General features: G+C 73.7%; 13 protein-coding genes. 5 read left to right on the top strand and 8 right to left on the bottom strand.

The features are described from left to right. Positions 1-198: 198 nt before the first annotated feature. Positions 199-2,541: an FtsK/SpoIIIE family DNA translocase gene (locus GGQ96_RS11490; protein WP_184114725.1), complete on the bottom strand. Its 2,343-nt coding sequence runs from the start codon at positions 2,539-2,541 to the stop codon at positions 199-201. A 116-nt stretch (positions 2,542-2,657) separates the two neighbouring features. On the opposite strand from GGQ96_RS11490, the gene GGQ96_RS11485 reads away from it, so the two are divergent. The 4 genes from GGQ96_RS11485 to GGQ96_RS11470 all read left to right on the top strand — a co-directional run bounded on the left by GGQ96_RS11485 (position 2,658) and on the right by GGQ96_RS11470 (position 7,497). Next, positions 2,658-3,908 carry a UbiH/UbiF/VisC/COQ6 family ubiquinone biosynthesis hydroxylase gene (locus tag GGQ96_RS11485; RefSeq protein ID WP_246360445.1) on the top strand — a complete coding sequence of 417 codons (1,251 nt, stop codon included), beginning with the start codon at positions 2,658-2,660 and terminating at the stop codon, positions 3,906-3,908. Between the two features lie 226 nt (positions 3,909-4,134). Beyond that, complete coding sequence (locus GGQ96_RS11480) at positions 4,135-5,124, top strand: aminotransferase class I/II-fold pyridoxal phosphate-dependent enzyme (RefSeq protein WP_343059018.1); 990 nt, start codon at positions 4,135-4,137, stop codon at positions 5,122-5,124. Further along, positions 5,117-6,046: an adenosylcobinamide-phosphate synthase CbiB gene (gene cbiB, locus GGQ96_RS11475; protein ID WP_343059017.1), complete on the top strand. Its 930-nt coding sequence runs from the start codon at positions 5,117-5,119 to the stop codon at positions 6,044-6,046. The genes GGQ96_RS11480 and cbiB overlap by 8 nt, the downstream gene beginning before the upstream one ends. After that, entirely contained in the window at positions 6,034-7,497 is a 1,464-nt protein-coding gene (locus GGQ96_RS11470; protein WP_184114713.1) for a cobyric acid synthase, read from the top strand. Before cbiB ends, GGQ96_RS11470 begins: the two co-directional genes overlap by 13 nt. On the opposite strand, the gene cobS is transcribed toward GGQ96_RS11470, so the two are convergent. The 7 genes from cobS to GGQ96_RS11435 form a co-directional block, all read right to left on the bottom strand. Next, a complete protein-coding gene (cobS, locus tag GGQ96_RS11465) occupies positions 7,484-8,218 on the bottom strand; it encodes an adenosylcobinamide-GDP ribazoletransferase (RefSeq protein WP_425506700.1) in 735 nt (244 codons plus the stop codon). The genes GGQ96_RS11470 and cobS overlap by 14 nt on opposite strands. A 177-nt stretch (positions 8,219-8,395) precedes the next feature. After that, the gene (locus GGQ96_RS11460) at positions 8,396-8,980 is read right to left on the bottom strand and encodes a histidine phosphatase family protein (protein WP_184114711.1); all 585 of its coding nucleotides are present in this window, start codon (positions 8,978-8,980) and stop codon (positions 8,396-8,398) included. After that, positions 8,977-9,990 (bottom strand): nicotinate-nucleotide--dimethylbenzimidazole phosphoribosyltransferase, encoded by a 1,014-nt coding sequence (cobT, locus tag GGQ96_RS11455; protein ID WP_184114709.1) that lies wholly within the window; start codon positions 9,988-9,990, stop codon positions 8,977-8,979. Before cobT ends, GGQ96_RS11460 begins: the two co-directional genes overlap by 4 nt. Next, on the bottom strand, positions 9,987-10,397 hold the full coding sequence (locus GGQ96_RS11450; RefSeq protein ID WP_184114707.1) for a DUF1636 domain-containing protein: 411 nt from the start codon (positions 10,395-10,397) through the stop codon (positions 9,987-9,989). The genes cobT and GGQ96_RS11450 overlap by 4 nt, the downstream gene beginning before the upstream one ends. Beyond that, entirely contained in the window at positions 10,397-11,008 is a 612-nt protein-coding gene (cobO, locus tag GGQ96_RS11445) for a cob(I)yrinic acid a,c-diamide adenosyltransferase (RefSeq protein WP_184114705.1), read from the bottom strand. The genes GGQ96_RS11450 and cobO overlap by 1 nt, the downstream gene beginning before the upstream one ends. Next, on the bottom strand, positions 11,005-11,721 hold the full coding sequence (locus GGQ96_RS11440; RefSeq protein WP_184114703.1) for a CbtA family protein: 717 nt from the start codon (positions 11,719-11,721) through the stop codon (positions 11,005-11,007). The genes cobO and GGQ96_RS11440 overlap by 4 nt, the downstream gene beginning before the upstream one ends. 53 nt (positions 11,722-11,774) lie before the next feature. Then, positions 11,775-12,005, bottom strand: coding sequence for a CbtB domain-containing protein (locus tag GGQ96_RS11435; protein ID WP_184114701.1), 231 nt, complete (start codon positions 12,003-12,005; stop codon positions 11,775-11,777). A 199-nt stretch (positions 12,006-12,204) separates the two neighbouring features. Here GGQ96_RS11435 and GGQ96_RS11430 point away from each other — a divergent pair, with 199 nt between their 5' ends. Further along, entirely contained in the window at positions 12,205-12,750 is a 546-nt protein-coding gene (locus GGQ96_RS11430) for a histidine phosphatase family protein (RefSeq protein WP_184114699.1), read from the top strand. The last annotated feature ends 23 nt before the right edge of the window (positions 12,751-12,773 follow it).

Here is a 12,773-nt window from a genome sequence, read left to right as displayed (position 1 = left end):
CGCCATCGCGCCACCGGCTTGAACGGGTCGTGAATCCTGGCGGCGAGGGGATGACCGTTTGTCCACGTCCTCCACCACTAGCATCCACCCCGGCCTCCGCCGGGGTGGACCATAGGGGCAGTGGCGTCAGGTGACTGATGGTGGGCGAGGCGCATTGAAACGGACACGGCCGACCCAACGCCGCGCCCCCGCATCGGTTCAGATCGCGTGGCCCTCGGCATCGCGCAGCACCTCGCGGCGGCCGACATGATCGGGGCGGCCGACGATGCCGTCCTTCTCCATCCGCTCGATCAGCCGGGCCGCCGAATTATAGCCGATCCGGAGCTGGCGCTGCAGCCAGGAGGTCGAAGCCTTCTGCGATTCGCAGACGAGCTGGATCGCGGCGCGATATTGCTGGTCCTCGGCCGAATCCTCGCCCGTGGGCGCGCCGTCCAGCGCGAAGCTCTCCGCCGGCTCCTCGGTGACCGAGGAGATATAGTCGGGCTGGCCCTGCGAGCGCCAATGGTCGGCGACCAGCCGCACCTCGTCGTCCGAGGTGAAGGGGCCGTGGACGCGCACGATGCCCTTGCCGCCCGGCATGTAGAGCATGTCGCCGCGGCCCAGCAGCTGTTCCGCGCCCTGTTCGCCCAGGATGGTGCGCGAATCGATCTTGCTGGTGACGTGGAAGGAGATGCGCGTCGGCAGGTTGGCCTTGATGACGCCGGTGATGACGTCGACCGAGGGGCGCTGCGTCGCCATGATCAGGTGGATGCCGGCGGCACGCGCCTTTTGCGCCAGTCGCTGGATCAGGAACTCGACCTCCTTGCCGGCGGTCATCATCAGGTCGGCCAGCTCGTCGACGATCACCACGATCTGCGGCAGCACGTCGAATTCCAGCTTCTCCTCCTCATAGACCGGCGCGCCGGTGTCGGGATGATAGCCGGTCTGGACGCGGCGTCCGAGCGGCTGGCCCTTGGCCTTGGCGGCGCGCACCTTCTCGTTGAAGCCCGCGAGACTCCGCACGCCGACCGAGGACATCTGGCGATAGCGGTCCTCCATCGTCTCCACCGCCCATTTCAGGGCGCGCACCGCCTTGGCCGGGTCGGTGACGACCGGCGACAACAGGTGCGGGATGTCGTCGTACATGCTCAGTTCCAGCATCTTCGGATCGATCATGATCATCCGGCACTGGCTGGGTGTCAGGCGGTAGAGCAGCGACAGGATCATGCAGTTGAGCCCCACCGACTTGCCCGAGCCGGTGGTGCCCGCGACCAGCAGGTGCGGCATCGGCGCGAGGTCGGTGATGACGGGGTCGCCGGCGATGTTCTTGCCCAGGATGATCGGCAGTTGCGCGCTCTGGTCCTCGAAGGTCTGGCTGCCGACCAGCTCGTGGAACGACACCGCCTCGCGCTTGGCGTTGGGCAGCTCGATGCCGATCACGTTGCGGCCGGGGATGACCGCGACGCGAGCGGAGATGGCGCTCATGTTGCGGGCGATGTCGTCGGCCAGCGCGATGACGCGGCTCGCCTTGATGCCCGGCGCCGGTTCCAGCTCGTACATGGTCACGACCGGGCCGGGCCGCACCTCGATGATGTTGCCCTTGACGTGGAAGTCGTCGAGCACCGTCTCCAGCAGCCGGGCATTGCGCTCCAGCGCGGCCTTGTCGATCGCGCCGTTGTTGGACGGCGGGGCGGGGACCAGCAGGTCGAGGCCGGGCAGCGTATAGTCGTCGCGCTGCTCCGCGCCCTGCTTGCGCGCGGGCGCCACGACGGGCGCGACCTGGCGATCGGCGATCACCGGGGCGGGGCGGGGCTCGCTTTCCTCGACGGCGGGACGCGGCGCGCCCATCCGGCGCGAGGGCGGGGCCTGAACCGCGTCCTCCCCCTCCTCGGCATAGTCGTCCTCGTCGCCATAGTCCGCATCGTCCAGCGCGGCGTCGGGGCCACCGGCGATGCGCAGCCGCGGCCGGCGCAGCCGCCAGCGCCGCTCGCCCCGGTCCAGCTCCAGGCTGCGCGCCCAGATCACCACGCCGATAAGCGCCAGCAGCACGCCCACCCCACGCGCGCCCCACAGCGCGACCGCTGGGTTCTGCGCCAGCGCCAGCAGCGAATGCACCGCCCCCGCGACGCCCAGGCCGACCAGCCCGCCCCAGCCGGCCGGCAGCGCCATCACCGCCGAATCGGAGACGAAGGCGAGCGCGCAGGCCATCAGCGCCGCGCCGATCGTCGCCCCGCGCAGCATCCGCCCCCACGCGCCGACCGGCCGGTCGCGCCACAGCCGCGATCCGACGATCGGACCGACCGGCAGCAGCAGCGCCACCGCCGGGCCGAACAGAGTCAGGAGCAGGTCCGACAGCCAGGCGCCGGGATAGCCCAGCAGGTTCACCGGCCCGCCGCCCGATGCGGTGTTGATCGCCGGATCGCTGGCATGATAGCTCGCCAGCGCCAGGGCGAGCATCGCCGTCGCCGCAAAGACCGCCACCGCGGTGATCAGCGCGCCCGAGCGCACCGCGCCCGCCTTCACCGTCTCCCGCCACAAGACCGGCTGCGCCTGGCTCGCCATCCCAACTACCCCGAACATTCCGCGAAAATCTGCGGGCGGAGTCATCGGCTTTCGCGTTTGTGTCGTCAAGCCGGCCACCCGTTGGCAGCGGCGGACGACAGGACTAGGACGGTTGGATGGAAAACAGCGCGAACAACGGCATGTCCCGCCACGGGAGCAGCGACGTCATCATCCTGGGCGGCGGCCTGGTCGGCGCGACGCTGGCGCTGGCGCTGGACGCCCACGGCCTGACCGCGACGGTGATCGACCCGGCCGACCCGGCGGTGACGCTGGCGCCGGGCTTCGACGGCCGCGCCTCCGCCATCGCCAGCGCCAGCGGGCGGATGCTCGACGCGATCGGCATCGGCGCGACGCTGGCCGGGCAGGGCTGCGCGATCCGCCACATCCGGGTCAGCGACGGGCTGAAGCCGGGCAAGCTCGACTTCATCCCCGCCGCCGATGACGGCGCGCTTGGCACCATGTACGAGAATAAGCTGATCCGCCGCGCCCTGTTCGACGCGGCGCAGGCGGCGGCCGGCATCGACCTGCGGATGAGGACGCGCGCGGTGTCGACCGAGCGGACGGCGGCGGGCGTGGTCGCGACGCTGGACGACGGCACGACGGTGCGCGCGCCGCTGCTGATCGCGGCGGAGGGGCGCAACTCGCCGACCCGTGCGGCCGCCGGCATCCGCATCGCGCAGTGGCGCTACGATCACAGCGCGATCGTGGGAGCGTTCCACCACGAACGGAGCCACGAGGATGTGGCCTACGAGATCTTCTATCCGGCCGGGCCCTTCGCGCTGCTGCCGCTGCCCGACGACGCGATCGGCCACCGCTCGGCGATCGTCTGGTCGGTGGCGGCCGAGCATGGGCCGGGGCTGATGAAGCTGTCCGATCGCGGCTTCCTGGCCGAGGCGGAGGCGCGGATGGGCGGCTTCCTCGGCGCGCTGTCGGCGCCGTCGCCGCGCGGCGCCTATCCGCTCGGCTTCCACCATGCGGCGACGATCGTGACGGACCGGCTGGTGCTGGTCGGCGACGCGGCGCACGGCATCCACCCGATCGCGGGGCAGGGGCTGAACCTCGGGCTGCGCGACGTCGCCGCGCTGACCGAGGTGCTGGTCGAGGGCAAGCGGCTGGGCCTGGACCTGGGCGATGCGCAGCTGCTCGCCCGCTATGGCCGGTGGCGCGGGCTCGACACGCTGGCGGTGGCGGGCGCGACCGACATCCTGACCCGGTTGTTCGGGATCCGCGGCGGGACGGCGAGCGCGATCCGCCGCTTCGGCATCTCGGCGGTGGATTCGATCCGCCCGCTCAAGAACCGCTTCATGGCCGAGGCGCGGGGCGAGACGGGGCAGCTGCCCAAGCTGCTCCAGGGGCTGACGGTCTGAGGGGGGCGATAGCGTCCGACATCGCCGAGCGTGACGGGTCCGTGGGATCGCCTTGCCCCCGTCATGCGCCACCCCGGCGGAGGTCGGGAACCCGCTACGAAACGAGTGTGACCATCCACCACCATCCCCCAACTGGATCCCGGCCTTCGCCGGGATGGTGTAGTGCGTGCGGCAGAGGCTCCCCTCTCCGCGTGGCTCCCGCCGTCCGCCGATCGGAGCCTTGCGGTTGCACGACCTGACCTATCACGGCGGCCGGCTGGACGTGGCGGCGGCGCGCTATCCGGATGCGCCGCGGCCGTGGATCGACCTGTCGACCGGCCTCAACCCCTATCCCTGGGACGCCGCATCGGTGCCGGTCGACTGGCGCGCGCTGCCGGGCGGGGCGGCGCGCCTGGGGTTGGAGACGGCGGCCGCCGCGACCTTCGGCGCGGCGCACCTGCCGGTCGCGGCGGTGCCGGGCAGCGAGGCGGCGCTCCATGCGCTGGCCGCGATCAACCTGCCGCGCCCCTTTGCGATCGTCGGCCCCGGCTATCGCGGGCACGGCGCGGCGCTGCCCGGCGCGCGCCCGGTCGCGGCCGGCGACCTGGACGCGGCGGCCGAGGCCGGCGGCACGCTGCTGCTCGCCAATCCCAACAATCCCGATGGCCGCCGCCTGCCGCCCGACCGGCTGCTGGCGGTCGCCGCGACGCTGGCGGCGAAGGGCGGACTGCTGATCGTCGACGAGGCCTTTGCCGACGCCGTGCCGGGGACCAGCGTGCTGCCGATGCTGTCCGCCGACGACCCGGTGCTGGTGCTGCGCTCCTTCGGCAAGATGTACGGCCTGGCGGGGCTGCGGCTCGGCTTCGTGCTGGGCGCTGGACCCTATGTCGCGGCGGTGGCGGCCCGCATGGGCAGCTGGCCCGTCTCCGCCGCCGCGATCGCAATCGGCACCGCCGCGTATCTGGACCGCGCCTGGCCGGCGATGACCGTCGCGCGGCTGGAGGCGGCGGGCGCGCGCCTCGACACGCTGCTGCGCCGTCACGGGCTGGCGCCGATCGGCGATTGCCCGCTGTTCCGGCTGATCGAGAGCGACCGGGCGCCCGCCATGTTCGAGCGGCTGGCGCGCGCCGGCATTCTGACCCGCCCGTTCGCCGAGGATGCGCGGCGGCTGCGGTTCGGCCTGCCGGGCCAGGCGGCGGCGTGGGACCGGCTGGCGGCGGCGCTGGCCGGTGGCTGAACCGGTCGCGCTCGCCGCGCTGGCCGGGGAGGCGGCGCTCGGCTGGCCGGCCTGGCTCTATGCGCGGGTCGGTCATCCGGTCGGTGGCTTCGCGCGGCTGATCGGCGCGTGCGAGCGGCGCTGGAACCGGGTGGAGCGGCCCGATGCCCGGCGGCGCGCGGGCGGCGTGGCGACGATCGTGCTGGTGGTCGCGGCCGGCGCTGGCGGCGGCTGGATCGTGCAGGCGCTGGCGGACCGGGCGCTCGGCTGGATCGGGGTGGCGCTCCTGGCCGTGCCGGGGCTGGCGCAGCGCAGCCTGGACGATCATGTCCGCCCCGTCGCCCGGGCGCTGGAGGCGGGCGATCTCGACGCGGCACGCGCGGCGGTGGCCCGGATCGTCGGCCGCGACGTCGCCGCGCTGGACGAAGCCGGCGTCGCCCGCGCCGCGGTCGAGAGCCTGGCGGAAAGCTTTTGCGACGGCGTCGCCGCGCCGCTGTTCTGGCTGCTGGTCGGGGGCTTGCCGGGGCTCTGGGCCTATAAGGGTGTCAACACCGCCGACAGCCTGATCGGCCATTATGAGCCGCGCTGGCGCGCCTTTGGCTGGGCGGCAGCGCGGCTGGACGATGCGGCGAACTGGGTGCCGGCGCGGCTGGCGGGCGGGCTGATCTGCCTGTGTGGCGGTGGCGGCTGGCGGGTGATGCGGCGCGACGCCCGTCGCCACGCCTCGCCCAATGCCGGCTGGACCGAGGCGGCGATGGCGGGGGCGCTGGACCTCAGGCTGGCCGGGCCGGTCGCCTATGACGGCGTGGTGGCGGACAAGCCGTGGATCGGCGCCGGCCGCGCCGAGCTGACCGCGCGCGACGTGCGGCGGGCCTTGGGGCTCTATCGGCGGGCGTGCGTGGCCTTGTGGATCGTGGCGGGGGCGGTGGCATGGCGGCGGTGATGATCCAGGGCACCGGCTCGGATGTCGGCAAGTCGGTGCTGGTCGCGGGGCTGTGCCGCGCGCTCGCCAACCGGGGCCTCGGCGTCCGGCCGTTCAAGCCGCAGAACATGTCGAACAACGCCGCCGTCACTGAGGATGGCGGCGAGATCGGCCGCGCCCAGGCGACCCAGGCGCTGGCCGCGAGGGTTCCGCCGGGAGTCGACATGAACCCGGTGCTGCTCAAGCCCCAAGGCGATCGCACCTCGCAACTCGTGGTGCGCGGGCAGGTGCGCGGGCTGCTGGCGGCGGCGCGCTGGCGCGAGGGGCGCGAGGGGCTGCTGCCCGAGGTGCTGGCCAGCTATCGCCGGCTGGCGGCCGACAGCGACATCGTCGTGATCGAGGGCGCGGGCTCGCCGGCGGAGATCAACCTGCGCGCCGGCGATATCGCCAATATGGGCTTCGCGCGCGCGGCCGGCGTGCCGGTCCTGCTGGTCGGCGATATCGACCGGGGCGGGGTGATCGCGTCGCTGGTCGGCACGCGCGCGGTGATCGACCCGGCCGATGCGGCGATGATCCGGGGTTTCCTGGTCAACAAGTTCCGCGGCGACCCAACGCTGTTCGCCGATGGCTACCAGGCGATCGCCGAGCGGACCGGCTGGCGCGGCTATGGCGTCGTGCCCTGGCTGGCGGAGGCGCTTCGCCTGCCCAGCGAGGATGCGGTGGTGCTGCAACGCGCCCGTGCCCCGGTCGGCGAGCGGGTGGTGATCGCCTGCCCGATCACGCGCCATATCGCCAATTTCGACGATCTCGACCCGTTGCGGCTGGAGCCGGGCGTCGAGCTGGCGATGGTCCCGCCCGGCCGGCCGATCCCGCGCGACGCGGTGCTGATCGTGCTGCCGGGATCGAAGGCGACGATCGCCGACCTCGCCTTCCTGCGCGAACAGGGCTGGGACATCGATATCCTGGCGCACCACCGCGCCGGCCGGCCGGTGCTGGGGCTGTGCGGCGGATATCAGATGCTCGGGCACAGCGTCGCCGACCCGCTTGGGCTGGAGGGGCCGCCGGGCACCGCGCCGGGCCTGGGGCTGCTGGCGGTGGACACGGTGCTGGGCGGCGACAAGCGGCTGGCGCAGGTGACGGGCACGGCGCTGGGCGCGGCGTTCGCCGGCTACGAGATCCATCTCGGCCGCACCGAGGGGCCGGACACGGCGCGACCGCTCACCCGGCTGGGGGACGGCCGGGCGGAGGGTGCGGTCAGCGCCGACGGGCTGGTCAGCGGCAGCTATGTCCATGGCCTGCTGGGGCTGGCGGCGCAGCGCGCGGCGTGGCTGGCGCGGCTGGGTGTGGCGGGGACGGGGCCGGACCATCACGCCGATGTCGATGCGGCGCTGGACGCGATCGCCGCGACGCTGGAGCGGCATGTCGACCTGGATGCGCTGGTCGATCTGGCGCGGACCGCTAAGCCGGGATGACCAGGGCGAGGAGAAGCAGCGTCTCGACCGTCTCGATCCCCGCGCCATGCGCGTCGCCGGTGACGCCGCCGATCCGCCGCCTGAGATAAAGCCCCCAGAGCAGGATCAGCACCGGCGCGGCGAGCAATCCGAGGCGCACCCAGCCCAACCCGAGCAGCACCAGTCCCCAGCCGATGAGGTCGCGGCTGCGCACGCCGGTCGCGATCCCCGCGCCCAGCCCCGGCTTCAGCGGCGGCAGCCAGCGCGCCCAGGCGAGGGGGCCGCACCGCGCCGCCACCGGCACCAGAATCAGCGCCGGCCAGGCCGCTGTCCCCAGCGCGTGGAGCAGGACCAGCTTGGCGAGCAGTTGCAGCACGATCGCCACGGTGCCGAAACTACCGATATGGGGATCGGCCATCACGGCGAGCAGGCGCGTGCGGTCGCCATGCGCCGCGCCCAGGCCGTCGGCGAGGTCGGCGAGTCCGTCGAGATGCAGCGCCCCGGTCAGACTTATCCACAGGGCGAGCGCGACGAGCGCGCCCAGCCATGGATCGACCCGCGCACCCAGCACCGCGCCGCCCGCGACCGCCAGCCCGATCAGCGATCCCGCGACCGGGAACCAGCGCACCGCCGCCGCCCGCGCCGCCGCATCCGCGGCGACGCGGGGCACCGGCAGCCGCGTGCAGAAGCCGATCGCCAGCCACAGCGGCGTCACCGTCGGGGCCGGGTCCGAGACGGACACGCTCCGCAACGCCCCTTCGTCCAACCCGGCGAAGGCCGGGAGCCAGTTGGGGGATGTCGGTATGCTGTCACGCTCGTGTCCCGACTGGACCCCGGCCGCCGCCGGGGGGGAGCGAGGCGGGGACGACCCGGCAATACACAGGCGGGGTGGCGGAGAACGCATCCACAGCCCTCGGCCTCATGCCGCCAGTCCCACGACCTGCGCCATGGGCGGCGCATCCGCCGTCGCGCCCGGCCACAGGTCGAGCGACAGACGCGCCGCATAGGGCAGGTCGAACGTCCAGACCTGCCGCGCGTCGAGGCCGCATCCCACCGCCAGCGCCGCGCGCATCGCGCCGCCATGGGTGACGACCAATGCCGTGTCGCCCGCTCGGACGAGATCGGCCAGCGCCGCCGCCACCCGCCCGCACAAGGCCGACCAGCGTTCGCCGCCCGGTGGGGGGCAGGCCTCCGGGTCGGCGTGGAACCGCTCCAGCGCCGGCCCGTCGCACTCGGCGGGCCAGCACCCGTCCCAATCGCCGAAATCGAGTTCGCGCCAGCGGGGGTCGACCGCCACCGGCCGCCCCCCGCCGATCGCCCGGGCGCAGTCCAGCGCGCGGGCCAGGTCGGAGCTGTGCAAAGCCCCGTCGCCATGGTCCAGCGCCGCCACCCGGCACGCCGCGATCCCCGCCGGCGTGACGCCCGCGTCGGTGCGGCCGAGCAAGCGGCCGGGCCCGTCCGGCGCGCCGTGGCGGAGCAGGTGGACGCGGACCGGCCGGCTCATGCGCCCGAGACGCCCGCCTCGGCGAAGGTCGCCATCCCGTCATGCGCGGCGAGCGCGGCGCGGACGATCCCCGCCGCCACCGCCGCGCCGCTGCCCTCGCCCAGCCGCAGGCCGAGCGCCAGCAGCGGCGCCAGCCCCAGATGCCGCAGCAGCCGCTGGTGCCCCGGTTCGGCCGAGACATGGCCGGCGAGGCAATGGTCGACGATGCGCGGCTGCCAGCGGGCGAGCGGGGCGAGCGCGCTGCACGCGATGAACCCGTCGAGCAGCACCGGCACGCGGGCATGGCGCGCCGCCAGCATCGCGCCGGCCATGGCGGCGATCTCGCGTCCGCCCAGCCGGCGCAGCGTCTCGAAGGCGGAGACGCAGTCGCCCCCGTGCTGGTCGAGCGCGCGGTCGATCAGCACCCGCTTGGCGGCGAGCGCCGCGCCCGCCACGCCGGTCCCGGGCCCGGCCCAGTCGCTGGCGTCGCCGCCGAAGCTGGCCGCGCACAGCGCGGCGGCAGGGGTCGAATTGCCGATCCCCATCTCGCCGGGCAGGATCAGATCGAGCCCGGCCTCGACCGATGCCGCGCCCAGGTTGAGCGCGTCGAGGCATTCCGCCTCGCTCATCGCCGGCGCTTCGGCGATGTCGCCCGTCGGGCGGTCGAGATCGATCGCGACGATGCGCAGCTCCAGCCCGGCGGCGCGCGCCAGCGCGTTGATCGCGGCGCCCCCGGCCTCGAAATTGGCGACCATCTGCGCGGTCACCGCGGGCGGGAAGGCGCTGACGCCCCGCGCGGCGATGCCGTGGTTGCCGGCGAAGATCGCCACCCGGCCGCGATCCAGCCGGGGCCGGTCCCGGCCCTGCCACCCGGCCAGGAACAGCGCGACCTCCTCCAGCCGGCCGAGCGAGCCCGCCGGCTTGGTGAGCTGCGCCTGGCGATCCTGCGCGGCGGCGATCGCCCGGGCGTCGGGGGCGGGCAGGTCAGCGAGGGCGGCGACGACATCGCCCGGCGTGTCGAAGCGGATCATGCGACCAGTGCTCCCGCGGGGGGCGTACGGGCGATGAAATGGCCCTTCACCCCGTCCGGCCAGTCGCGATAGGGCACCTGTCCCGCCGCGCTGTCGGCATAACGGGCGGCATAGTCGAGGATCGCGCGCGCCGCCGCCTCGCCCGGCGTGAACCGGCCCAGGATATAGCCGACCTTGCCAGGGCCCCGCAGATGCACGGTGCAGAATTCGGTGCAGGCGAACAGGCAGGGCATGGCATGGACGGCGACGCCCGCATAGGCGGGGTCCTCGGCCTGGAGCCGGGCGAGTTCCTCGGCCAGCATCGCGCCGCCGCGCCGGCCCGCGCCATCCTCGCGCTCTTCCTTCGAGAAGCGGCAGGCGTTGCAGGCGATGACGGCGGGGCCGTCGGGAACGGGCAGGATGTCCATCAGAATTCGATTCCCTCTTGCGCCTTGATGCCGCTGCGGAACGGGTGCTTCACCGCCGCCATCTCGGTGACCAGGTCGGCGGCCTCGACCAGCGCCGGCGGCGCGTTGCGGCCGGTGACGACGACATGCTTCATGGGGGCGCGCGCGGTCAGCACCGCCAGCACCTCGTCCAGCGGCAGATAGTCGTAGCGCAGCACGATGTTCAGCTCGTCCGCGATCACCAGCGCGATGTCCGGGTCGGCGATCAGCCGGGCGACCTCCTCCCAGGCGGCGCGCGCCGTGGCGATGTCGCGGGCGCGGTCCTGCGTGTCCCAGGTGAAGCCCTCGCCCATCGGGCGGAAGCTGACGAGATCGGGAAAGGCGTCGAAGATCGCCCGCTCGCCGGTCGCCATCGCGCCCTTCACGAACTGGACGATGCCGACCTTCATGCCGTGCCCCATGGCGCGCACCGCCATGCCGAAGGCGGCGGTCGACTTGCCCTTGCCGGGGCCGGTATGGACGATCAGCAGGCCCTTCTCGCCGGTGCGGCTCTCCATCATGTCGCGCCGCGCCGCCTGGATGCGCTGCATCTTGGCGCGGTGCCGGTCGTTGCGGGTCGCCTCGTCGGTCATGCCGCGCGCCCCTGCATCAGCCGCTCGGCGCTGCGGCCGAACAGGTCGGCCATTGCCAGCCAGAACACGCCTTGCACCGCCAGCGCGGCGAGGCGGAAGCGCCAGAGCAGGCTGGCGGGGAAGCCGGCGGGCACTTCGTCGATCTGCGGCAGCAGCCACGCCGCCAGCGCGACCAGCAGCGCATAGAGCGCTCCGGCTGCGAGCAGCCGATCGGTCGCGGGCAGCCGCCCAGCCAACCTCTGCCAAAGGAACAGCGACAGTCCGGCGGCGAGCAGTGACCAGGCGATCAGCGCGAAACAGGCGGCGGTGCGCAGCCTGACCGTCTCGTGCAGCCCGACCGCGGGCGGGTTGGGCGGATAGACCAGCGCCGGCACCAGCCCGATCGCGACGAAGCCGGCCAGGCCGAGCAGCAGCGCCAGGGGGCGGGGGCCGGCGCGGCCGACACGGCCCTGCATCCCGGCGAACAGGATTGCGAACACGCCGCCGACGCCCGCGCCATAGACCAGCATCGCGGTGTAGAGGCCATAGGTCTTCTGCGTCGCGCGGCTGACCAGTTCGACGTCCTCGCCGGCCATGTGGTGGGCGGCGCGCGCAGATTCGAAGGCGATGGCGGCGTCGATCGACGGTTCGGCGAAGATCAGCGCGATCGTGGCGGCGACGAACGCGCCGACCAGTCCGGCGAGCATGCCCCGCCAGAGGAGAGATGGAGTCACAAAAGACCCTCCCGCTTGGATGTCAGGTGGCCGGACCCGGTCCGGCCGCCGGGTCAGTGGCAGGGAAAGCCGAGCAGGTGCCGGCCGTCATGCACATATTCGTGCACCAGCATCCCTTTGAACAGCGCGAAGGCGCCCTGTTCGGTGCTGACGAAATAGAGCAGGATCACCGCCACCAAGGCGGCGAACACCGCCCAGGGGGCGATCTCGGCCAACGGGATGGGGCGCGGGATAGGGAGGGGGACGGGACGGGGTGCCGCATTGGCGGCGATGGTGACGGTCATGGTCACGAAGCTCCTGCCGGGATGGCGCGCCCGGTTTGGGGGTGAAGGCGCCGGGCGGGGTCTGACTTGCGCCGGGCCGGGGCCCGACGATCACAGTGGCGCGACCGCGCCGGATTCCCACCGGCTTCCCGCCCGGCTCCGATGGCTGATGCTCTGCCGGCTTGCGGCGGGCGCGTCAACCGAGCAGGAGCCTGTCCCCATGTCGACCCGGCTCGTCCTCCTCTGCGCCGCCGCCACGCAGTCGCGGCGGGAACCCGGCTTTCCGGGGCCCGCCGATCCGCTGGACGCGGGCGGCATCGCCAAGGCGCGGATGCTGCGGCTGGAGGGACCTGCGCCCGAGCGGGTGATGCTCGCGCCCGATCGCGCCGGCCGGGAGACAGCGGCGCTGCTCGGGCTTTCGGGCGGCGAGGCGAAGGCGCTGGCCGAACGCGACCATGGCGCGTGGAGCGGCTGCGGCTTTGATGCGATCGACCCGGCGGCGCTCACCGCCTGGCTCGCCGCGCCCGAGGCGGCACCGCCTGGGGGCGAGTCGATGGCGGCGGTGGCGGCGCGGGTCGCCCCCTGGCTCGCCGCGCTGGACGGCCGCGTCCTGGCGATCACCCATGCGGCGGTGATCCGCGCCGCGATCGGGGTGGCGCTGGACGTGCCGGTGGCGGCGACGCTGGCGATCGACGTCGCGCCGCTGACCAGCGTGATCCTGTCGCGCCACGGCCGCTGGCGGCTGCGGGCGCTGGAGCCGCGATAGTCGCGCGGCGCGACTTTTCCTCA

Origin of the sequence: Sphingomonas abaci (assembly GCF_014199625.1) — a bacterium.
Classification (GTDB): Bacteria; Pseudomonadota; Alphaproteobacteria; order Sphingomonadales; family Sphingomonadaceae; genus Sphingomonas; species Sphingomonas abaci.
The sequence above is the reverse complement of the archived record's forward strand: the minus strand, read 5'-3'. Positions and strand labels throughout refer to the sequence as shown.

Bases quoted from the DNA above. Each gene is read 5' to 3' on its own strand.
- GGQ96_RS11470 (WP_184114713.1), top strand. From the start codon at position 6,034: ATGGCGGCGGTGATGATCCAGGGCACCGGCTCGGATGTCGGCAAGTCG.
- GGQ96_RS11435 (WP_184114701.1), bottom strand. From the start codon at position 12,005: ATGACCGTCACCATCGCCGCCAATGCGGCACCCCGTCCCGTCCCCCTC.
- cobT (WP_184114709.1), bottom strand. From the start codon at position 9,990: ATGATCCGCTTCGACACGCCGGGCGATGTCGTCGCCGCCCTCGCTGAC.
- cobO (WP_184114705.1), bottom strand. From the start codon at position 11,008: ATGACCGACGAGGCGACCCGCAACGACCGGCACCGCGCCAAGATGCAG.
- GGQ96_RS11460 (WP_184114711.1), bottom strand. From the start codon at position 8,980: ATGAGCCGGCCGGTCCGCGTCCACCTGCTCCGCCACGGCGCGCCGGAC.
- GGQ96_RS11490 (WP_184114725.1), bottom strand. From the start codon at position 2,541: ATGGCGAGCCAGGCGCAGCCGGTCTTGTGGCGGGAGACGGTGAAGGCG.
- GGQ96_RS11485 (WP_246360445.1), top strand. From the start codon at position 2,658: ATGGAAAACAGCGCGAACAACGGCATGTCCCGCCACGGGAGCAGCGAC.
- GGQ96_RS11450 (WP_184114707.1), bottom strand. From the start codon at position 10,397: ATGGACATCCTGCCCGTTCCCGACGGCCCCGCCGTCATCGCCTGCAAC.
- GGQ96_RS11430 (WP_184114699.1), top strand. From the start codon at position 12,205: ATGTCGACCCGGCTCGTCCTCCTCTGCGCCGCCGCCACGCAGTCGCGG.